The organism is Hydrogenophaga sp. FG152 (assembly GCF_057809615.1).
The window spans coordinates 1-17256 of sequence record NZ_JBMDKH010000016.1; the positions used below are offsets into that span (position 1 = coordinate 1).

General features: G+C 66.6%; 26 protein-coding genes. 19 read left to right on the plus strand and 7 right to left on the minus strand.

Features of this window, described 5'->3' with window-relative positions; genetic code table 11:
• Window positions 1–63: 63 nt before the first annotated feature.
• From rpsJ to ACODTB_RS18445, 12 genes are all read left to right on the plus strand, one after another.
• Window positions 64–378: a 30S ribosomal protein S10 gene (gene rpsJ / locus ACODTB_RS18390; RefSeq protein ID WP_056266806.1), complete on the plus strand. Its 315-nt coding sequence runs from the start codon at window positions 64–66 to the stop codon at window positions 376–378.
• A gap of 199 nt (window positions 379–577) precedes the next feature.
• Window positions 578–1252, plus strand: coding sequence for a 50S ribosomal protein L3 (gene rplC, locus ACODTB_RS18395; RefSeq protein WP_137918338.1), 675 nt, complete (start codon window positions 578–580; stop codon window positions 1250–1252).
• Window positions 1252–1872: a 50S ribosomal protein L4 gene (gene rplD, locus ACODTB_RS18400; RefSeq protein WP_291114572.1), complete on the plus strand. Its 621-nt coding sequence runs from the start codon at window positions 1252–1254 to the stop codon at window positions 1870–1872. The genes rplC and rplD overlap by 1 nt, the downstream gene beginning before the upstream one ends.
• Complete coding sequence (gene rplW, locus ACODTB_RS18405) at window positions 1869–2183, plus strand: 50S ribosomal protein L23 (protein ID WP_068174618.1); 315 nt, start codon at window positions 1869–1871, stop codon at window positions 2181–2183. Before rplD ends, rplW begins: the two co-directional genes overlap by 4 nt.
• Window positions 2184–2185: 2 nt before the next feature.
• Window positions 2186–3010 carry a 50S ribosomal protein L2 gene (rplB, locus tag ACODTB_RS18410; protein ID WP_291114567.1) on the plus strand — a complete coding sequence of 275 codons (825 nt, stop codon included), beginning with the start codon at window positions 2186–2188 and terminating at the stop codon, window positions 3008–3010.
• A 12-nt stretch (window positions 3011–3022) separates the two neighbouring features.
• On the plus strand, window positions 3023–3298 hold the full coding sequence (gene rpsS, locus ACODTB_RS18415) for a 30S ribosomal protein S19 (protein ID WP_204735724.1): 276 nt from the start codon (window positions 3023–3025) through the stop codon (window positions 3296–3298).
• A 9-nt stretch (window positions 3299–3307) separates the two neighbouring features.
• Entirely contained in the window at window positions 3308–3637 is a 330-nt protein-coding gene (gene rplV, locus ACODTB_RS18420; protein WP_137918325.1) for a 50S ribosomal protein L22, read from the plus strand.
• A 15-nt stretch (window positions 3638–3652) separates the two neighbouring features.
• Window positions 3653–4528 carry a 30S ribosomal protein S3 gene (gene rpsC, locus ACODTB_RS18425; protein WP_291114559.1) on the plus strand — a complete coding sequence of 292 codons (876 nt, stop codon included), beginning with the start codon at window positions 3653–3655 and terminating at the stop codon, window positions 4526–4528.
• 2 nt (window positions 4529–4530) lie between these two features.
• Window positions 4531–4947, plus strand: a complete 417-nt coding sequence (rplP, locus tag ACODTB_RS18430) for a 50S ribosomal protein L16 (protein WP_066089098.1) — start codon at window positions 4531–4533, stop codon at window positions 4945–4947.
• Between the two features lie 16 nt (window positions 4948–4963).
• Complete coding sequence (gene rpmC / locus ACODTB_RS18435) at window positions 4964–5170, plus strand: 50S ribosomal protein L29 (protein WP_291114553.1); 207 nt, start codon at window positions 4964–4966, stop codon at window positions 5168–5170.
• A 9-nt stretch (window positions 5171–5179) separates the two neighbouring features.
• Entirely contained in the window at window positions 5180–5449 is a 270-nt protein-coding gene (gene rpsQ / locus ACODTB_RS18440) for a 30S ribosomal protein S17 (RefSeq protein ID WP_291114550.1), read from the plus strand.
• A 128-nt stretch (window positions 5450–5577) separates the two neighbouring features.
• Complete coding sequence (locus tag ACODTB_RS18445; protein WP_291114547.1) at window positions 5578–6090, plus strand: peroxiredoxin; 513 nt, start codon at window positions 5578–5580, stop codon at window positions 6088–6090.
• A 66-nt stretch (window positions 6091–6156) separates the two neighbouring features.
• Here ACODTB_RS18445 and ACODTB_RS18450 read toward each other — a convergent pair whose 3' ends face one another.
• Entirely contained in the window at window positions 6157–6654 is a 498-nt protein-coding gene (locus ACODTB_RS18450) for a GNAT family N-acetyltransferase (protein ID WP_291114544.1), read from the minus strand.
• Between the two features lie 77 nt (window positions 6655–6731).
• Window positions 6732–7400 (minus strand): cytochrome b/b6 domain-containing protein, encoded by a 669-nt coding sequence (locus ACODTB_RS18455; RefSeq protein WP_291114541.1) that lies wholly within the window; start codon window positions 7398–7400, stop codon window positions 6732–6734.
• 149 nt (window positions 7401–7549) lie between these two features.
• Here ACODTB_RS18455 and ACODTB_RS18460 point away from each other — a divergent pair, with 149 nt between their 5' ends.
• Window positions 7550–7999 carry a c-type cytochrome gene (locus tag ACODTB_RS18460; RefSeq protein ID WP_291114538.1) on the plus strand — a complete coding sequence of 150 codons (450 nt, stop codon included), beginning with the start codon at window positions 7550–7552 and terminating at the stop codon, window positions 7997–7999.
• A gap of 71 nt (window positions 8000–8070) precedes the next feature.
• Here ACODTB_RS18460 and ACODTB_RS18465 read toward each other — a convergent pair whose 3' ends face one another.
• Window positions 8071–8598, minus strand: a complete 528-nt coding sequence (locus ACODTB_RS18465) for a TlpA family protein disulfide reductase (RefSeq protein ID WP_291114535.1) — start codon at window positions 8596–8598, stop codon at window positions 8071–8073.
• Between the two features lie 73 nt (window positions 8599–8671).
• Here ACODTB_RS18465 and ACODTB_RS18470 point away from each other — a divergent pair, with 73 nt between their 5' ends.
• Window positions 8672–9376: a DUF4197 domain-containing protein gene (locus ACODTB_RS18470; RefSeq protein WP_291114532.1), complete on the plus strand. Its 705-nt coding sequence runs from the start codon at window positions 8672–8674 to the stop codon at window positions 9374–9376.
• A gap of 27 nt (window positions 9377–9403) precedes the next feature.
• Here the strand turns inward: ACODTB_RS18470 and ACODTB_RS18475 are convergent, their stop codons facing one another.
• Together ACODTB_RS18475 and ACODTB_RS18480 are read right to left on the minus strand one after the other, a co-directional pair.
• Complete coding sequence (locus tag ACODTB_RS18475; protein WP_291114529.1) at window positions 9404–9835, minus strand: thioredoxin fold domain-containing protein; 432 nt, start codon at window positions 9833–9835, stop codon at window positions 9404–9406.
• Between the two features lie 27 nt (window positions 9836–9862).
• The gene (locus tag ACODTB_RS18480; RefSeq protein WP_291114526.1) at window positions 9863–11128 is read right to left on the minus strand and encodes a CaiB/BaiF CoA transferase family protein; all 1266 of its coding nucleotides are present in this window, start codon (window positions 11126–11128) and stop codon (window positions 9863–9865) included.
• Window positions 11129–11194: 66 nt separating this feature from the next.
• Here ACODTB_RS18480 and ACODTB_RS18485 point away from each other — a divergent pair, with 66 nt between their 5' ends.
• Genes ACODTB_RS18485 through ptsP form a run of 5 tightly spaced genes read left to right on the plus strand, consistent with a single transcriptional unit; the run spans window position 11195 to window position 15504 of the window.
• The gene (locus tag ACODTB_RS18485) at window positions 11195–11761 is read left to right on the plus strand and encodes a hypothetical protein (RefSeq protein WP_291114523.1); all 567 of its coding nucleotides are present in this window, start codon (window positions 11195–11197) and stop codon (window positions 11759–11761) included.
• Window positions 11758–13059 carry an MFS transporter gene (locus ACODTB_RS18490; RefSeq protein ID WP_291114520.1) on the plus strand — a complete coding sequence of 434 codons (1302 nt, stop codon included), beginning with the start codon at window positions 11758–11760 and terminating at the stop codon, window positions 13057–13059. The genes ACODTB_RS18485 and ACODTB_RS18490 overlap by 4 nt, the downstream gene beginning before the upstream one ends.
• 9 nt (window positions 13060–13068) lie before the next feature.
• Window positions 13069–13515, plus strand: a complete 447-nt coding sequence (locus ACODTB_RS18495; protein ID WP_291114517.1) for a PTS sugar transporter subunit IIA — start codon at window positions 13069–13071, stop codon at window positions 13513–13515.
• A complete protein-coding gene (locus ACODTB_RS18500; protein WP_291114514.1) occupies window positions 13484–13753 on the plus strand; it encodes an HPr family phosphocarrier protein in 270 nt (89 codons plus the stop codon). The genes ACODTB_RS18495 and ACODTB_RS18500 overlap by 32 nt, the downstream gene beginning before the upstream one ends.
• Window positions 13750–15504, plus strand: coding sequence for a phosphoenolpyruvate--protein phosphotransferase (ptsP, locus tag ACODTB_RS18505; RefSeq protein WP_291114512.1), 1755 nt, complete (start codon window positions 13750–13752; stop codon window positions 15502–15504). Before ACODTB_RS18500 ends, ptsP begins: the two co-directional genes overlap by 4 nt.
• Here ptsP and ACODTB_RS18510 read toward each other — a convergent pair.
• Together ACODTB_RS18510 and ACODTB_RS18515 are read right to left on the minus strand one after the other, a co-directional pair.
• On the minus strand, window positions 15501–16454 hold the full coding sequence (locus ACODTB_RS18510; RefSeq protein ID WP_488929621.1) for a DMT family transporter: 954 nt from the start codon (window positions 16452–16454) through the stop codon (window positions 15501–15503). The two genes, ptsP and ACODTB_RS18510, sit on opposite strands and share 4 nt — an antisense overlap.
• A 102-nt stretch (window positions 16455–16556) precedes the next feature.
• Window positions 16557–17255, minus strand: a complete 699-nt coding sequence (locus ACODTB_RS18515) for an AraC family transcriptional regulator (RefSeq protein WP_291114506.1) — start codon at window positions 17253–17255, stop codon at window positions 16557–16559.
• Window position 17256: the final 1 nt, after the last annotated feature.

A 17256-nucleotide genomic window follows, 5' to 3' on the forward strand; every position in this document is an offset into this window, starting at 1 on the left:
CGCGAAGGCGGCCGCACCGTCGGCGCCGGCGTCGTCGCAAAAATCATTGCTTAAGGAGCGGGCATGTCCACCAAGCAAAAAATCCGCATCCGCCTCAAGGCTTTCGACTACAAGCTGATCGACAGCTCGGCCGCCGAGATCGTTGACACCGCCAAGCGCACCGGCGCGATCGTCAAGGGCCCCGTGCCCCTGCCGACCCGCATGAAGCGTTTCGACATCCTGCGCTCGCCGCACGTCAACAAGACCAGCCGCGACCAGCTCGAAATCCGCACCCACCAGCGTCTGATGGACATCGTGGACCCGACCGACAAGACGGTCGACGCCCTGATGAAGCTCGACCTGCCGGCTGGCGTGGACGTCGAGATCAAGCTGCAATAAGCTTCTCGCTTGAGCACCGTCGGGCCAGTCGCCCAGTGGTGCTTGCAGAGAAAAAGCCCGCCGGTTATACTGGCGGGCTTTCCGGCTTCTGGCCGGAGATTTCGTGGTGCCGTTTGATCCTGAATCATCGGCCCTTAGCGCGGAGCCTCGGTTCCGCACCATCAGCCCCGGCCAATTGAAGTCGGGAACGGAGAAAACAATGAGTCTTAGCAACTCCCTCGGGTTGTTGGGTCGCAAGGTGGGCATGATGCGTCTGTTCACCGATGACGGGGACGCAGTGCCTGTCACGGTGGTCGATGTGTCGAACAACCGTGTGACGCAGGTCAAAACCCTGGCCCATGACGGCTACGATGCGCTGCAGGTCACCTTTGGTGCCCGCCGTGCCTCCCGCGTGACCAAGCCCGAAGCGGGCCATCTGGCCAAGGCCGGTGTCGAAGCGGGTGAAATCATCCAGGAATTCCGTGTCGCCTCCGACGTCGCTGCCCAGTACCAGCCCGGTGCCGTGGTCGCCCCCAACGCGATCTTCGCGGCGGGTCAGAAGGTGGACGTGCAAGGCACCTCGATCGGTAAAGGCTTCGCCGGCACCATCAAGCGCCACAACTTCAGCTCGCAGCGCGCCTCGCACGGCAACAGCCGTTCGCACAACGTGCCGGGCTCCATCTCCATGGCCCAGGATCCGGGTCGCGTGTTCCCCGGCAAGAAGATGACCGGGCACATGGGCGATGTGACCAAGACCATCCAGAACCTCGACATCGTGCGCGTGGACGAAACCCGTCAACTGCTCATGATCCGCGGTGCCGTTCCTGGCTCCAACGGCGGTTTCGTGACCGTGCGTCCCGCCATCAAGGCCAAATCCGGCAAGGGAGCAAACTGATGCAAGTTGAACTCCTGAACGACCAGGGTCAAGCCTCGTCCAACGTGGACGTGCCCGAGACCGTGTTTGGTCGCGACTACAACGAAGCCCTGATCCACCAGCTCGTGGTGGCTTATCAGGCAAACGCCCGTCAAGGTACGCGTGCACAAAAAGACCGCCAGATGGTCAAGCACTCGACCAAGAAGCCGTTCAAGCAGAAGGGCACTGGCCGCGCACGCGCCGGTATGACGTCTTCGCCGCTGTGGCGCGGGGGTGGTCGCATTTTCCCGAACAGCCCTGACGAAAACTTCACCCAGAAGCTCAACAAGAAGATGTACCGCGCCGGCATGGCGTCCATCTTCTCGCAGCTCGTGCGTGAAGGCCGTCTGGCCGTGGTCGATTCCCTGAAGGTGGACTCGCCCAAGACCAAGCAGCTGGCCGACAAATTCAAAGCCATGAACCTGCAATCGGTGCTGGTGATCGCCGAGGAAGTCGACGAGAACCTGTACCTGGCTTCGCGCAACCTGCCCAACGTGCTGGTGGTCGAGCCGCGTTACGCCGATCCGCTGTCGCTGGTGCATTACAAGAAGGTCATCGTCACCAAGGCGGCGATCGACCAGCTCAAGGAGATGTTCGCATGAGCGTCACGAAATACGACGAAGGTCGCCTGATGCAGGTCCTCGTGGCACCGATCGTGTCCGAGAAGGCCACCCAGGTTGCCGAGCAAACCAACGCCGTGATGTTCAAGGTGTTGCGTGATGCCTCCAAGCCCGAGATCAAGGCGGCCGTTGAACTGATGTTCAAGGTCCAGGTCAAGGGCGTTTCCGTGCTCAACCAGAAGGGCAAGTCCAAGCGCTTTGGCAAGACCGTCGGTCGTCGCGACCACGTTCGCAAGGCCTATGTGACGCTGATGCCGGGTCAAGAGCTGAACTTCGGCGGAGAGGGCGTTTAATCATGGCAGTCATCAAGATGAAACCGACTTCGCCAGGCCGTCGCGGCATGGTGAAGGTCACGCGTGACCAACTGCACAAGGGTGCGGGTTTTGCGCCCCTGCTGGAGCCCCAGTTCCAGAAGGCCGGTCGCAACAACAACGGTCACATCACCACCCGCCACAAGGGCGGTGGTCACAAGCACCACTACCGTGTGGTTGATTTCCGTCGCAACAAGGATGGCATCCCGGCCAAGGTCGAGCGCATCGAGTACGACCCGAACCGCACGGCGCACATCGCGCTGCTGTGCTACGCCGACGGCGAGCGCCGCTACATCATCGCCCCCCGTGGCGTTGAAGTGGGCGCGACCCTGCTGTCCGGCTCGGAGTCGCCGATCCGCGTGGGCAACACGCTGCCGATCCGCAACATCCCGGTCGGCTCGACCATCCACTGCATCGAGCTGCAGGTCGGCAAGGGCGCGCAAATCGCCCGTTCCGCCGGTGCTTCGGCCGTGCTGCTGGCCCGCGAAGGCATCTACGCCCAGGTGCGCATGCGCTCTGGTGAAGTGCGCAAGGTCCACGTGGATTGCCGCGCCACCATCGGCGAAGTGTCCAACCAGGAACACAGCCTGCGCCAGTTGGGCAAGGCCGGTGTGAAGCGTCACATGGGCATCCGCCCGACCGTTCGCGGTACCGCGATGAACCCGATCGACCACCCGCACGGTGGTGGTGAAGGCAAGACCGGCGAAGGCCGCGCTCCGGTGGATCCGTGGGGCAACCTGACCAAGGGCTATCGCACCCGCAACAACCGCCGCACGCAGTCGATGATCGTCTCGCGTCGCAAGAAGTAAAGGGTTGACAACATGACTCGCTCACTCAAAAAAGGTCCGTTTGTCGACCACCACCTGCTGGCCAAGGTTGAAAAAGCCCAAGCCACCAAGGACAAAAAGCCCGTCAAGACCTGGTCGCGCCGCTCGATGATCCTGCCCGATTTCATCGGCCTGACCATCGCCGTGCACAACGGCAAGCAGCACGTGCCCGTGTACATCACCGATCAGATGGTGGGACACAAGCTCGGCGAGTTCTCGCTGACGCGCACGTTCAAGGGCCACCCGGCCGACAAAAAAGCGAAGAAGTAAGGACTAACCATGGAAACCCGTTCAATCGTTCGAGGCGTTCGCCTCTCGGTCGACAAAGGCCGACTGGTTGCCGACCTGATTCGTGGCAAGAAGGTCGACCAGGCGCTCAACATCCTGGCGTTCACGCAGAAGAAGGCCGCTGGCATCGTCAAGAAAGCTCTTGAGTCCGCCATCGCCAACGCGGAACACAACGACGGCGCCGACATCGACGAACTGAAGGTCAAGACCATCTATGTCGAGCAAGGCACCACGCTCAAGCGCTTCTCGGCCCGCGCCAAAGGCCGCGGCAACCGCATCAGCAAACCCACGTGTCACATCTACGTGACGGTTGGCAACTGAAGAGGTCACAGGAATATGGGACAGAAAATCAACCCCACCGGGTTCCGCCTCGCAGTTTCCCGCAACTGGGCCAGCCGCTGGTACGCGAGCAACCGTGACTTCGCCGGCATGCTGGCCGAAGACATCAAGGTGCGCGAGTACCTTAAGGGCAAGCTGAAGAACGCCGCCGTTTCGCGCGTCGTGATCGAGCGCCCCGCCAAGAACGCCCGCATCACCATCTACTCGGCGCGTCCGGGCGTGGTGATCGGCAAGAAGGGCGAGGACATCGAGAAGCTGAAGAAGGAACTGGCCGCCAAGCTGGGCGTGCCGGTTGCGGTCAACATCGAAGAAGTGCGCAAGCCCGAAATCGATGCCAAGCTGATCGCCGACAGCATCACGCAGCAGCTCGAAAAGCGCATCATGTTCCGCCGCGCCATGAAGCGCGCGATGCAGAACGCCATGCGCCTGGGCGCCCAGGGCATCAAGATCATGTCGTCGGGTCGTCTCAACGGCATTGAAATCGCCCGTTGCGAGTGGTACCGCGAAGGTCGCGTGCCGCTTCACACCCTGCGCGCCGACATCGACTACGGCACGTCCGAAGCCAAGACCACCTACGGCATCATCGGTGTCAAGGTCTGGGTCTACAAGGGCGACACCCTGGGCCGCAACGATGCGCCCGTGGTGGCCGAGCCGCGTGTGGAAGAAGAGCGTCGCCCGCGCGGTCCGCGCCGCGAGCGTCCGGCAGGTCCTCCTGCCCGCGCCGCAGTTCGCCGCCCTGGCGCCAATGCCGCTCCGGCCGATGGCAGCGACAAGCCTGCCGAAGCCACCGGCACCGAAACCAAACCCGCCGTTAAGCGCGTTCGCAAAGACGCCGCGCCCGCATCTGCAGCTGCGGACGGCAAAGGAGAATAAACATGTTGCAACCTGCTCGCCGCAAGTTCCGTAAAGAACAAAAAGGCCGCAATACTGGCGTCGCCACCAGTGGTGCCACCGTCGCGTTCGGCGACTTCGGCCTGAAGTCGACCGACCGCGGTCGTCTGACGGCTCGCCAGATCGAGGCCGCACGCCGTGCGATCTCCCGTCACGTGAAGCGTGGCGGCCGCATCTGGATCCGCGTCTTCCCGGACAAGCCGATCTCCCAGAAACCTGCCGAAGTTCGTATGGGCAACGGCAAGGGTTCGGTGGAGTACTACGTGGCCGAGATCCAGCCTGGCAAGGTGCTCTACGAAATCGTGGGCGTGCCCGAACAGCTGGCGCGCGAGGCATTCACGCTGGCGGCCGCCAAGCTTCCGTTGCGCACCACGTTCGTGACGCGCATGTTGGGTCAGTGATTCAGGAGAACACAAGATGAAAACTGCTGAACTGCGCCAAAAGGATGTGGCCGGCCTCGAAGCCGAAGTGAAGGCACTGCAAAAGGCCCACTTCGGTCTGCGCATGCAAAAAGCCACTCAACAACTCAACAACAACGCCACGCTGGGTGATACCCGCCGTGCGATCGCTCGCGCCAAGACCATCCTGGCCGAGAAGCAGCGCGCCGCCGCCGCGGCCAAATAAGGAGTGACCATGACGGAAGCTAAAACATCCCTCAAGCGCACCTTGGTTGGCAAGGTGGTCAGCGACAAGCGTTCCAAGACCGTGACGGTGTTGGTGGAGCGCCGTGTGAAGCACGAGCTCTACGACAAGATCGTGGCGAAGTCCAGCAAGTACCACGCTCACGACGAAAAGAGCGAGTACAAGATGGGCGACGTGATCGAGATCACCGAGAGCCGTCCGCTGTCCAAGACCAAGAACTGGGTCGCCACGCGACTGGTGCAAAAGGCCGCGCTGGTCTGAGCCCCATTGCGTTGCTTGCAGCGCAGATCGAAAAAGCGACCGACAATTCGGTCGCTTTTTCTTTTTCCGGCCCGGCATGAACGGGCCTTCCAGCCACGGCCTGCGGGCCACACAACGAGGAGCACGACATGATCAAGGTGGGTGACAAGATTCCGGCGGCCACGCTGATGGAATACAGCGAAGTCGAAGGCAATGGCTGCAGCATCGGCCCGAACCCGGTGGACGTGCAGAAGGCGTCGGCGGGCAAGACGATCGCCGTGTTCGCGCTGCCCGGCGCGTTCACGCCGACCTGTTCCGCCAAGCACGTGCCGGGCTTTGTTCAGCACGCCGCCGACTTCAAGGCCGCGGGCGTGGACGAGATCTGGTGCCTGAGCGTGAACGACGCCTTCGTGATGGGAGCCTGGGCGCGCGACCAGAAGACGGGCGACAAGGTGCGCATGCTGGCCGATGGCAGCGCCGATTTCGCCAAGGCCACGGGCCTGACCCTGGACCTGACCGGCCGCGGCATGGGCCTGCGCAGCAACCGCTACTCGATGCTGGTCAAGGACGGCGTGGTGCAGTCGCTGAACGTCGAAGGCCCCGGCAAGTTCGAGGTGAGCGACGCCGACACCCTGCTGGCCCAGGCCAAAGCCGGCGCCTGATCCGCCACCCATGAAGAAAGCCGCCGGTGTCGCCACCTGGCGGCTTTTTTGTGGGCGCTTGTCCGGCTAGAGATCGACCTTGAGGTAATGCGCACCCGGAATGGGGTTGTGGTAGTACGGCGCCACCTCGACAAAACCCATCTCCTGGTACAGGGCGCGCGCCGTTTCCATGTCGCTCAGGGTGTCGAGCAGCATGGTGGTGTAGCCCGACAGCTGGCCGTCCGACAGCACGCGCTCCACCAGCAGGCGACCCAGGCCAAAGCCGCGAAAGGCCGGGCGCACGAACAGGCGCTTCATCTCGCAGGCGTTGAGGTGGTCGGTGTTGTAGAGCGGGCGCATGGCGCAGCAGCCGGCGGGTTCACCGTCCACGCAGGCCAGCAACAGCGTGCCCGCCGGTGGGGCGTAGGCGCCGGGCAGTTCCGCGAGCTCGGCGTCGAAGCCCTGGAAGCACAGGTCGATGCCCAGTCCTGCCTGGTACTCCAGGAAGAGCTGGCGAACGGTCTGCAGGTCGTCGGGAAACTGGGCCGGTCTCAGCGAGATCACGGCGGTTCCGGTGTCGGTCATGGCGGTGGGGAGAGCGGGCGCGAAGCCCGGTGGGTGGCGTGGCTGCCACTATACGACAGCATGGGCCGACCGCCGCCTCAGAAGGCGTTGCCCAGGCTGACCAACCAGCTCACCGCCGCGGTGCACAGGCCCAGCACCACCAGGGCCAGCAGGCGCGTGCCCGCCGTGTCGCGGGTGCTGGGCACGGGTACCGGCAGCTGCTTGTCGCCCACCATCATGGGCCGCACGAGGCCTTGCTTCTTCACCCACTTGTAGTAGGCGATGGCCAGCAGGTGCAGGCCCACGAGCACGAAGACGATGAGCTTGCCGATCTCCTTGTGGTAACCGGTCGCCAGCGATACCGTCTCGCCCGAGACGAAGCGCACCAGCGGGCCGAAGAAGGCGATTTCGTCGTCGCTCATGAGACCGGTGCCCACCTGGGCGGCGAGGATCAAGAGGAGCGCGAAGACGGAGAGCGCCCCCAGCGGGCTGTGGCCCACCGAGTGCTCGGGCCGGCCCCGTCCCCGGAGGTAGGCTGCCAGAGACGAGGGTGCATAGATGAAGCGGGTGAAGCGCGACCAGTGGCCGCCGATGAAGCCCCAGACCAGGCGGAACAGCAGCAGGGTCAACACCGCATAACCCAGGCGAAGGTGCCAGTTCATCCAGTTGCCGCCGATGCTGCCGGTGACGATCAGCCCGATGACGCAGGCCGCGAGCAGCCAGTGGAACAGACGGGTGGGCAGGTCCCAGACGCGGATGGTGTGCATGGTGATCGTGGAGGTTGGATTCGGAATCGAGGAATAGAGAAGGTATATCGGAAAACGTTCCAGTGGAACTTTGGCCAATTCCCTACACTCCTGAGCGGGTGGCTCCCGGAGCCACGCCGCAACGCCCCACAACCTCCTCAGGAGTTTTCATGAAAATAATCGCTCCCCTCGCCTTGGCCCTGGCCTTCGGCACCCTGTCGGCACCCGCCTTCGCGCAATTCCAGAAGCCCGAAGACGCGGTGAAGTACCGCAAGGGCGCGTTGACTGTGATGGCCAACCACTTCAGCCGCATCGGTGCGATGGCCAACGGCCGTGCGCCCTTCGATGCCAAGGTGGCCGCCGAGAGCGCCGTGATCGTGGAGACCATGAGCAAGCTGCCGTGGGAAGGCTTCGTGCCGGGCACCGACAAGGGCGACACCGGCGCCTTGCCCGTGATCTGGACCGAACAGGCCAAGTTCAAGGAGAGCTCGGAGAAGCTCCAGAGCGCCACCGCCCAGCTGGCGGCCGCCGCGAAAACGGGCAACCTCGACAGCGTGAAGACCGCGTTCGGCGCCACGGCCCAGACCTGCAAGGCCTGCCACGACGCCTTCCGCAAATAAGACGGATCGCCCTCCAAAGAAAAGGCCGGGAACGATCCCGGCCTTTTTCATGGAAGCTCGCCCGTGAAGGTTCAGGCCTGCTGGGCCAGCAGCTCTTCGATCAGCTTGTGCAGCGCGGGAAAATCGGGTTCCCCCACATAGCGTTTGACGATGCGGCCCTGTTTGTCCACCAGGTAGGTGGTGGGCGTGAGCTTGACGTCGCCCCATTGCTTGGCGATGTCGCCAGTGTTGTCCAGCGCGACCTTGAAGGGCAGCTGGCGGGACTGCGCGAAGTTGAGCACCCAGGCCGGCGGGTCGTACTCCATGGCCACGGCCACGGTCTCGAAGCCCTGTCCCTGGTACTTCTGGTACGTGGCGACGATGGAGGGCATTTCCTTCACGCAGGTGACGCAGGTCGTGGCCCAGAAATTCACCAGCGTGACCTTGCCTTTGAGGTCGGCTGTGGTGGCCTTGCTGCCATCGAGCAGCACAAAGGCGGATTCGGGCGCCGCGTCGCGGCCCGCGCAACCCGCCAGGCCCAGGGCGCCGAGGGCGCCCAGCGCGGCAGCCGCTTGAAGGGTGCGCCGGCGGTGCTGGCCGCGGGGGCTGAGATCGGTCATTGTCTTTTCACTTCCCGGGGGCTACATTGCCCCACGTCATTCATTGAACAGCTTGCTTCCCGGAGGAACCGCCATGCAGCGCCGCCAGTTTACCCAGTCCACCACCGCGATGATCGGCCTTCTGGTCCTCGCCGCCCATCAGCAGGCCAAGGCCTTGTCCTTGGGCGATCTCACCGAAGGCGACGCCAGCCAGGGCATCAAGGTGGCTCTGGAAAAGGGCGCCCTGGCCGCGGTGGCCTTGCTGGGCAAGACAGATGGATTCCTGGGCAACCCAAAAGTTCGGATTCCCTTGCCCGGATTTCTCGAAGATGCGTCCAAGCTGCTCAAGATGACCGGCCAGGGCAAACGGATCGACGAACTGGTCACGAGCATGAACCGGGCTGCCGAGGCCGCCGTGCCGATGGGGCGCGATGTGCTGGTGGGGGCGGTGAAATCCATGAGCGTGAGCGACGCCAAGAACATCCTGGGCGGGGGCGACAACTCCGTGACGCAGTTCTTTGCCGAAAAAACGCGCAGCCCGCTGGGCGAAAAGTTCCTGCCCATCGTGACCAAGGCCACCGACAAGGTGGGGCTGGCCAACCAGTACAACAAGGTGGCTGGCAAGGCCGCGGGCATCGGGCTGGTCAAGTCGGAAGACGCCAACATCCAGCGCTACGTCACTGGCAAATCGCTCGACGGGCTCTACACCATCATTGGCGAGGAAGAGCGCAAGATCCGCCAGGACCCGGTGGGCACCGGCAGCGCCATTCTGAAGAAGGTTTTTGGCGCTTTGAAGTGAGCGCCTCCTTGCAATTTTTTGCCGAAACTACTTGAGCTTCTGTCTGGCCTCGGCCAGGCGGGCTTCCAGGTATTCACCGTAGAAGTCGGGCACCGCAATGCCGACCAGGCGCTCGGCGAGCTCCCTCCCGTCCGGGCCGAAAAACAGCACCGTCGGCGTGAAGCGGGCCTTCCACGCCCGGGCCTGGTCGGCCGGCGTGCTCAGTTGCCCATCAAAACCCTGCAGGGTGCCCGTGCGGTCCATCACGTCGACCTGCACCGCGTGGACCTTGCCCTCGCGCCGCATGGGCAGCAGGTAGTGGTTGCGCACGATGGCGCAATAGGGGCAGCCGGTCAGCGTGGTCATCACCACCAGAGGCTCGCCGCGGGCGGCCGCGGCCTGCGCGGCGCCGCGCAGCGAGGTGGGTGTGGGCAAGGCCTGCGCGGTGATGGAGGGTGGTGGCGTGGCGATGTCGCTCATGGGGTCAAGATGGTGGGGCGTGGGCGGTCAGACCGCGCCGCGGCGTTGAAGTTCGGTCAGGCGCTCGGGCGGGCAGGCCAGCCAGTCATCCAACACCTCGGCCGTGTGCTGGCCCAACAGCGGTGGCGGCAGGTCGTTGCGCACCGGCGTGGCGCTGAGCTTGAGCGGGCTGGCGACGAGGTCGACCGCATCGGCCAGCGGGTGTGACCACGTGTGCACCATGCCGCGCGAGCTCACGTGCTCGTCGGCGAACACCTCGGCGAGGTTGTTGATCGGGCCGCAGGGCACTTTGGCGGCCTCCAGCGCGGCCAGCCAGTCGGCTTTGCCGCGCGTCTTGAGCAGGTCGGCCAGCAGGGGCACCAGCACCTCGCGGTGGCGCACGCGGTTCTGGTTCTGCGCGAAGCGCGGGTCGGTGGCGAGCTCGGGCCGTCCGGCCACCGCGCAGAACTTGGCGAACTGGCCATCGTTGCCCACCGCCAGGATGATGTATTGCGCCTGGCCTTGCGCGTCCGGTGCGACCTCGAAGGCCTGGTAAGGCACGATGTTGGCGTGGGCATTGCCCGCCCGGCCCGGCACCTTGCCTTCCTCCCGGCCGCGCACCAGGTAGTTGGCCCCCAGGTTGGCGAGCATGGCGACCTGGGTGTCGAGCAGCGCCATGTCGATGTGCTGGCCTTCGCCGGTGCGCTCCGCGTGGCGCAGCGCGGCCTGGATGGCGATGGTCGCGTACAGGCCGGTGAACAGGTCCGTCACCGCCACGCCCACCTTCTGCGGGCCGCCGCCGGGCAACGCATCGCGCTCGCCGGTCACGCTCATGAGGCCGCCCATGGCCTGGATGGCGAAGTCGTAGCCCGCGCGGTCCTTGTAGGGGCCGGTCTGGCCGAAGCCGGTGATCGAGCAGTAGACAAGCCGGGGGTTGATCGCGCGCAGTGCGGCGTAGTCCAGGCCGTAGCGCGCCATGTCGCCGACCTTGTAGTTTTCGACGAACACATCGGCCTTGGCCGCCAGCTCGCGGATCAGGGCCTGGCCCTCGGGCGTGGCGATGTCGCAGGTGATGGAGCGCTTGTTGCGGTTCGCACCCAGGTAGTAGGCCGCCTCGGCGGTGTCCTGGCCGTCGCGCCCCTGCAGAAAGGGCGGGCCCCAGCCGCGGGTGTCGTCGCCGCCGGGATGGCCTGCGCCCGGAGGGCGCTCCACCTTCACCACATCGGCGCCCAGATCGGCCAGCGTCTGCGTGCACCAGGGGCCGGCGAGCACGCGCGAGAGATCCAGTATGCGGATACCATCCAGAGCATTCATGTTGCCATTGTGCGCGACCCCGCCTTCGCTGCGGTGTCCGGCGGTGGCCTCTCTGGCTGGAATTCCATGTCTGTCCCCGTTCCCGGCGCCGCGCCGCGCCGCCGCCTGCGCCCGCTGGGGCTCGCGCTGTCCGCCGGGCTGGTTCTCAGTGCGTGCAACCCCACCTTCAACTGGCGTGAATTGCGCCCCGAGGGCTCGCCCTTGCTGGCGCTCATGCCCTGCAAGCCCGAGTCCGCCGCGCGGCCGGTGCCGCTCGACGGCCGTGCGCCGGCCGAGTTGCACATGCACAGCTGCGACACGGGGGGCCTGACCTTCGCGGTGGCCTGGGCGGAGTTGGGTGACGCCGCCCGGGTGCCCGCCGCGCTGGACGGCTGGCGCCGCGCCTCGCTGGGGGCCGTGCGCGTCGACCCGGCGCGAGCCGACGACCCCGCGGCACGCTGGCCGGTGGCCGTGCCCGGCGCCACCCTGGCCCTGGGCCTGGCGGCGCAAGGCGCCGACCACCAGGGCCAACCGGTGCAGGTGCGCGCGGTGCATTTCGCGCGCGGCACGCAGGTGTACCAGGCAGCGGTCTACGGCCCCGCGCTGCGCGACGACGTGACCACCGCCTTTTTTGACGGACTCAAGCTGCCATGAACCCGACTGTTCGACCCGGTCTCGTGCGCCTCGACGGCGCTGTGGCCCCGCGTCCCCCGCAAGGCGAGTTGCTCGCACCGCGCACCGTGGTCATCGTCTTCCTGACCTTCGCGCTCGCGTATTTCCTGTCGGCGCTGTTGCGCGCCATCACGGCCACGCTCTCTCCCACCCTGAGCGCCGAGATGTCGCTCAACGCGGGCGACCTTGGCCTGCTGGCCGGAGGCTATTTCTTCGGCTTCGCGCTCACGCAACTGCCGCTGGGCAACTGGCTGGACCGCCATGGCCCGCGCACCGTGATCCTATGGTTCCTGGGGGTGGCGGTCGTCGGCTGTGCCGCGTTTGCGCTGGCCACCAGCTTCACCTGGCTGCTGGCCGCGCGCGTGCTCATCGGCATGGGCGTGAGCGCCTGCCTGATGGCGCCGCTCACCGGCTACCGGCGCTGGCTCACGCCCCTGGCGCAGATGCGCGCGAACTCCTGGATGCTCATGACCGGCTCGTTTGGCATGGTGGCCGCCACCTTGCCGGTGCAGTGGCTGATGCCGCTGACCGGCTGGCGCGGCCTGTTCTGGCTGCTGGGCGGGTTGATCCTGCTGTCGATGGTGGGCATCGTCTGGACGGTGCCGCGCTGGCGGCGGATCGAGCCGGCGGAGGCCGCCGCGCCGGTTTCCGAGCCGGGTTACGGCATGGTCTGGCGCCATCCCTATTTCCGCCAGATGGTGCCGATTGGCTTCGTCAACTACGGCGGCATGATCGCCGTGCAGACGTTGTGGGCCGGGCCCTGGATGGTGAAGGTCGCGGGCTACACGCCGGAGCAGGCGGCCGGCGGCCTGTTCGGCATCAACCTCTGCATGCTGTGCACCTTCTGGCTCTGGGGGGTGTTCAACCCGCGGCTGGCGCGCCAGGGCTGGCTGCCCGAGCGCCTGATCGCCTGGGGCTTGCCGCTGAGTTTCGCCGTGCTGGCCGCCATCGTGCTGCTGGGCGAGCGCGCCGGCTGGCCGCTCTGGGCCCTGTATTGCGTGAGCTGCACGGTCGGCTCGCTGTCCCAGCCCGCGGTGGCCCTGGCCCTGCCGGCCGAGGCCGCCGGGCGGGCGCTCTCGGGCTACAACCTGGTCATCTTCGGTGGCGTGTTCGTGGTGCAGTGGGGCATCGGGCTGCTGATCGACGCCCTGGGGCTGTTCGTGGACGACGAGGTCGCCCGCTACCGGGGCGCCATCACCCTCTTTGGCGTCTGTGGCGTTCTCGCCTACGTCGTGTTCCTGCGCGCCCACCTGGGCCGCGCGGCCGGCCGCGCGGGCTAAACTGGGGCCATGAACGGCATCCTCATCATGGCGCACGCGCCGCTGGCCTCCGCACTGCGCCAGTGCGTGCTGCATGTGTTCCCCGAAAGCGCCGACGCGGTGTCGGCGCTGGATGTGCAACCCAACGTGCCGCCCGAGGAGTCGCTGGCGCAGGCCCGCGCGCTCATGCGCCAGATGCACCTGCCGCAGACGCTCGTGGTGACCGACGTGTTCGGTGCCACGCCCTGCAACGTGGCGCAGAAACTCATCGACGGCATCAACTCCAAACTCATCACCGGCGTGAACCTGCCCATGCTGTTGCGCACCGTGTCGTACCGCCATGAATCGCTGGATGCGCTGATCTCGCGCGCCATGATCGGCGCCACGCAGGGTGTCATCCAGGTGGCGGTGACCGCGCCTCAGAACCAGGCCAGAAGAGCCACGCATGATCAAGACCACCGTGACCATCAGCAATAAGCTCGGGCTGCACGCGCGCGCCTCGGCCAAACTCACCAAACTCGCCGGCGGCTTCGCCTGCGATGTGTGGATGTCGCGCGGCGAACGGCGCGTCAACGCCAAGAGCATCATGGGCGTCATGATGCTGGCCGCCGGCATCGGCAGCGTGGTCGAGATCGAGACCGACGGCAAGGACGAGCAATCCGCCATGGACGCGCTCGTCGCTCTGGTCAACGACAAGTTCGGCGAGGGCGAATGACCATCTCCATCCACGGTCTGGCGGTCTCCCGGGGCATTGCCATCGGGCGGGCCGTGATCGTGGCGTCCAGCCGCGTGGACGTGGCGCACTACTTCGTGCAGGCCGACCAGGTCGAGAGCGAGATCGAACGCCTGCGACATGCGCGCAACGCGGTGGCCGAGGAGATCGTGAAGGTGCAGCACAGCCTGCACGATCTCGGCCCCAATGACGCGCACCCCGAGCTCACCGCGCTGCTCGACGTGCACCTGATGCTGCTGCAGGACGAGCAGCTCACCAGCGGCGTGAAGCACTGGATCGTGGACCGCCACTACAACGCCGAATGGGCGCTGACCACCCAGCTCGAGGTGATCGCGCGCCAGTTCGACGAAATGGAAGACCCGTACCTGCGCGAGCGCAAGGCCGACCTGGAGCAGGTGGTCGAGCGCATGCTGCGCTTCATGCGCGGCGTGGCCTCGCCGGTGGCGCCGGGTGGCGAAGCCAAGGCGGTGCACGACAGCGCCATCGAGGCGCCGCTGGTGCTGATTGCGCACGACCTGTCGCCCGCCGACATGCTGCAGTTCAAGCAGAGCGTCTTCGCCGGTTTCGTCACCGACGTGGGCGGCAAGACCAGCCACACCGCCATCGTCGCGCGCAGCATGGACATCCCGGCGGTGGTGGGTGCGCGCTCGTCCAGCCAGCTGATCCAGCAGGACGACTGGGTCATCATCGATGGGGATGCCGGCGTGGTGCTGGTCGATCCCTCGCCCATCCTGCTGGCCGAGTACGGCTTCAAGCAACGCCAGGGCGAGGTCGAGCGCGAGCGCCTCTCGCGCCTGAAGAACACGCCGGCCGTCACGCTCGATGGTCAGAAGATCGAACTGCTGGCCAACATCGAACAGCCCGAGGACGCCGTGGCCGCCCTCAAGGCCGGCGCCGTCGGTGTGGGCCTGTTCCGCAGCGAGTTCCTGTTCATGGGACGCGCCGGCAAACTGCCCGACGAGGAAGAGCAGTACCACGCCTACCGGCGCGCGGTCGAGGGCATGCAGGGCCTGCCGGTCACCATCCGCACCGTCGACGTGGGTGCGGACAAGCCGCTGGACCGGGGCGCCTCGCGCGCCGGCGAGGACCACCTCAACCCCGCGCTGGGTTTGCGTGCGATCCGCTGGAGCCTGGCCGAGCCGGCCATGTTCCTGGTGCAACTGCGCGCCATCCTGCGTGCCGCCGCGCACGGCCCGGTGCACCTGCTCATTCCCATGCTGGCGCACGCCAGCGAGATTCGCCAGACCCTGGCGCTGGTCAACCGCGCCCGCGAACAGCTGGACAACGCCGGCATCGCCCATGGCCACGTCAAGCTCGGCGCGATGATCGAGGTGCCGGCCGCGGCCCTGACCATTCCGCTGTTCCTGCGCTACTTCGATTTCCTGTCCGTCGGTACCAACGACCTGATCCAGTACACGCTGGCGATCGACCGCGCGGACGAAGCGGTGTCGCACCTCTACGACCCGGTGCACCCGGCGGTGCTGCACCTGCTGGCCAGCACCATCGAGCAGTGCCGAGCCAAGGGCAAGGGCGTGAGCGTGTGCGGTGAGATGGCGGGCGACGTGAGCCTCACGCGGTTGCTGCTGGGCCTGGGGCTGCGCAGTTTTTCCATGCACCCCTCGCAGATCCTGGCGGTCAAGCAGCAGATCCTGCGCTGCGACACCACGCGCCTGCAGACCTGGGCGCAGAGCGTGCTCGCCGCGGAAGACCCAGCGGCCCTGATGACCGACTAGTTGCCGTGCTCCGGCGCCGGCTGCGGCTGGTGCGCCGAGATGGCCGCCAGCACGCTGGCGCTCACCAGCACCATGGCCAGGGCCTCCAGCGCGGTGGGCCAGCGCGCCTCCCACAGGAAGCCGTAGAGCAGGGCGAACAGGGTCTCGAAGAGGATCATCTGCCCGATCATGGTCAGCGGCAGCAGGCGGCTGGCCCGGTTCCAGAACGCGTTGCCGAGGATCGAGGCCACGATGGCCATGCCGGAGGCCACGCCGACGAAGCGCCCCCATTGCGCGCCGGTGTGGTCGCTCAGGTTGCTGCCCATGAAGGCCGGCACCGCCAGCAGCAAGGCCAGCCCGCCCGTTACCAGGCCGGTGAGCAGGCTCCAGTCGTGCGAGGACACATGAACCAGGCGCACCAGCCAGCGGCTGTTGCTCACGGCGTAGGCGGTCCAGGCCGCCAGCGCACCGAGGGCGCAGAGAAAACCCGTGAGGCGGTCGGCCACCGGCGCCTCGGACGGCACGCCCAGCGCCTGCCAGGCCACGCAGGCGATGCCTGCGATGCCCAGTGCCAGCGTGAGCGCGAGCCGGCGCAGCGGCACGGCACCGTGGCCCCGGCTGCCGATGAGCGTGACCGCCACAGGCAGGAAACCGATGACCAGCGAAGTCATGGCCATGCCACCGAGCTGAACGGCGGACGCCAGCAGCACGTAGTACAGGATGTTGCCCAGCAGGCTCAGGCGCAGCAGGGCCCACCATTCCGCTCGGCCGATCCGGGGCGTCACGGCGTGCCAGCGTGGCGCGATCAGGGCCAGCGCCATCAGGCCATAGGCCAGGTAGCGGGCGGCCGAGAGTTGCAAGGGCGAGAAGTCGCGCGCGAGTTCGGGGGCCAGGAACACGAAGCCCCAGGCGGCACCGGCAGCGGCGCCAAAGCCGATGCCCAGTGCCAGGGCGTGGTTGGGCCGGCTCATCGTTGGCCGGGCAGGAAGGAGAGGCTCATGCCCGGAGCTTAGCCCGGGCCTTCGTCGCGATCCGCCGGTGTGTCGTCGCGTTTCGCGGGTCTTGAGGGGCGCTCAGCCGCGTGGCGGCTCGCGGCGCAGGGCGGCCGTCAGGGCCGAGGGCGAGCGGTAACCGATGCGCCGCGCCGTGTCGGCCACGCTCAGCCCATGGGCGCGCCAGGCGCGGGCCTGGGCCAGGCGCTGTCGGCGCAGCCACTGCATGGGGCTGTCGCCCTGCTCGGCCTGGCAGCGCGCGGTGAACTGCGATGGGCTCAGGTGCACCTGCGAGGCCAGATCGGCCACGGTCAGCGGGGTCTGCCAGCGGGTCTGCAGCCACTGGTTCAGCGCGGCCCAGTCGATGGGGCGGCGAGGCCGTTCCAGGGGCAGGGCGGTGGCGCAATCGTGTTGCAGCCAGGCTTCGAGCAGCAGGCTGGCGCCGGCCTGGCGGGCGCGTGGCAGGCCCGCCGACACGGCGGCGGCCAGGTAACGCGCCAGGGGTTGCACGCCGGGGGGCGGCGCCGCGACGGCCCGGGCCCAGGCAAGGTCGTGCGAGTCCAGCACCAGGCAGCGCGTGGCGTCCCGTCCCTCGAAATCGTGGTGCTCGCCCGGCGGTACCACGCAGCCGTCGCCGGCGGCGATGCGTTGTCCGCGTCCCGCCACCTCCAGTTCGAGCACACCTTCCAGGCCCACCAGGATCTGGAAGTGGTCGTGGTCGTGGCTGCCGTGCGAGGCGCCGTAGTCGCGCACGCTCAGTTGGTCGTGCGCGGCAGGCATG

Excerpts from the sequence above, each read along its gene's own strand:
- rpsJ (WP_056266806.1), top strand. The coding sequence starts at position 64 with ATGTCCACCAAGCAAAAAATCCGCATCCGCCTCAAGGCTTTCGACTAC.
- rplC (WP_137918338.1), top strand. The coding sequence starts at position 578 with ATGAGTCTTAGCAACTCCCTCGGGTTGTTGGGTCGCAAGGTGGGCATG.
- rplD (WP_291114572.1), top strand. The coding sequence starts at position 1,252 with ATGCAAGTTGAACTCCTGAACGACCAGGGTCAAGCCTCGTCCAACGTG.
- rplW (WP_068174618.1), top strand. The coding sequence starts at position 1,869 with ATGAGCGTCACGAAATACGACGAAGGTCGCCTGATGCAGGTCCTCGTG.
- rplB (WP_291114567.1), top strand. The coding sequence starts at position 2,186 with ATGGCAGTCATCAAGATGAAACCGACTTCGCCAGGCCGTCGCGGCATG.
- rpsS (WP_204735724.1), top strand. The coding sequence starts at position 3,023 with ATGACTCGCTCACTCAAAAAAGGTCCGTTTGTCGACCACCACCTGCTG.
- rplV (WP_137918325.1), top strand. The coding sequence starts at position 3,308 with ATGGAAACCCGTTCAATCGTTCGAGGCGTTCGCCTCTCGGTCGACAAA.
- rpsC (WP_291114559.1), top strand. The coding sequence starts at position 3,653 with ATGGGACAGAAAATCAACCCCACCGGGTTCCGCCTCGCAGTTTCCCGC.
- rplP (WP_066089098.1), top strand. The coding sequence starts at position 4,531 with ATGTTGCAACCTGCTCGCCGCAAGTTCCGTAAAGAACAAAAAGGCCGC.
- rpmC (WP_291114553.1), top strand. The coding sequence starts at position 4,964 with ATGAAAACTGCTGAACTGCGCCAAAAGGATGTGGCCGGCCTCGAAGCC.
- rpsQ (WP_291114550.1), top strand. The coding sequence starts at position 5,180 with ATGACGGAAGCTAAAACATCCCTCAAGCGCACCTTGGTTGGCAAGGTG.
- ACODTB_RS18445 (WP_291114547.1), top strand. The coding sequence starts at position 5,578 with ATGATCAAGGTGGGTGACAAGATTCCGGCGGCCACGCTGATGGAATAC.
- ACODTB_RS18450 (WP_291114544.1), bottom strand. The coding sequence starts at position 6,654 with ATGACCGACACCGGAACCGCCGTGATCTCGCTGAGACCGGCCCAGTTT.
- ACODTB_RS18455 (WP_291114541.1), bottom strand. The coding sequence starts at position 7,400 with ATGCACACCATCCGCGTCTGGGACCTGCCCACCCGTCTGTTCCACTGG.
- ACODTB_RS18460 (WP_291114538.1), top strand. The coding sequence starts at position 7,550 with ATGAAAATAATCGCTCCCCTCGCCTTGGCCCTGGCCTTCGGCACCCTG.
- ACODTB_RS18465 (WP_291114535.1), bottom strand. The coding sequence starts at position 8,598 with ATGACCGATCTCAGCCCCCGCGGCCAGCACCGCCGGCGCACCCTTCAA.
- ACODTB_RS18470 (WP_291114532.1), top strand. The coding sequence starts at position 8,672 with ATGCAGCGCCGCCAGTTTACCCAGTCCACCACCGCGATGATCGGCCTT.
- ACODTB_RS18475 (WP_291114529.1), bottom strand. The coding sequence starts at position 9,835 with ATGAGCGACATCGCCACGCCACCACCCTCCATCACCGCGCAGGCCTTG.
- ACODTB_RS18480 (WP_291114526.1), bottom strand. The coding sequence starts at position 11,128 with ATGAATGCTCTGGATGGTATCCGCATACTGGATCTCTCGCGCGTGCTC.
- ACODTB_RS18485 (WP_291114523.1), top strand. The coding sequence starts at position 11,195 with ATGTCTGTCCCCGTTCCCGGCGCCGCGCCGCGCCGCCGCCTGCGCCCG.
- ACODTB_RS18490 (WP_291114520.1), top strand. The coding sequence starts at position 11,758 with ATGAACCCGACTGTTCGACCCGGTCTCGTGCGCCTCGACGGCGCTGTG.
- ACODTB_RS18495 (WP_291114517.1), top strand. The coding sequence starts at position 13,069 with ATGAACGGCATCCTCATCATGGCGCACGCGCCGCTGGCCTCCGCACTG.
- ACODTB_RS18500 (WP_291114514.1), top strand. The coding sequence starts at position 13,484 with ATGATCAAGACCACCGTGACCATCAGCAATAAGCTCGGGCTGCACGCG.
- ptsP (WP_291114512.1), top strand. The coding sequence starts at position 13,750 with ATGACCATCTCCATCCACGGTCTGGCGGTCTCCCGGGGCATTGCCATC.
- ACODTB_RS18510 (WP_488929621.1), bottom strand. The coding sequence starts at position 16,454 with ATGAGCCGGCCCAACCACGCCCTGGCACTGGGCATCGGCTTTGGCGCC.
- ACODTB_RS18515 (WP_291114506.1), bottom strand. The coding sequence starts at position 17,255 with ATGCCTGCCGCGCACGACCAACTGAGCGTGCGCGACTACGGCGCCTCG.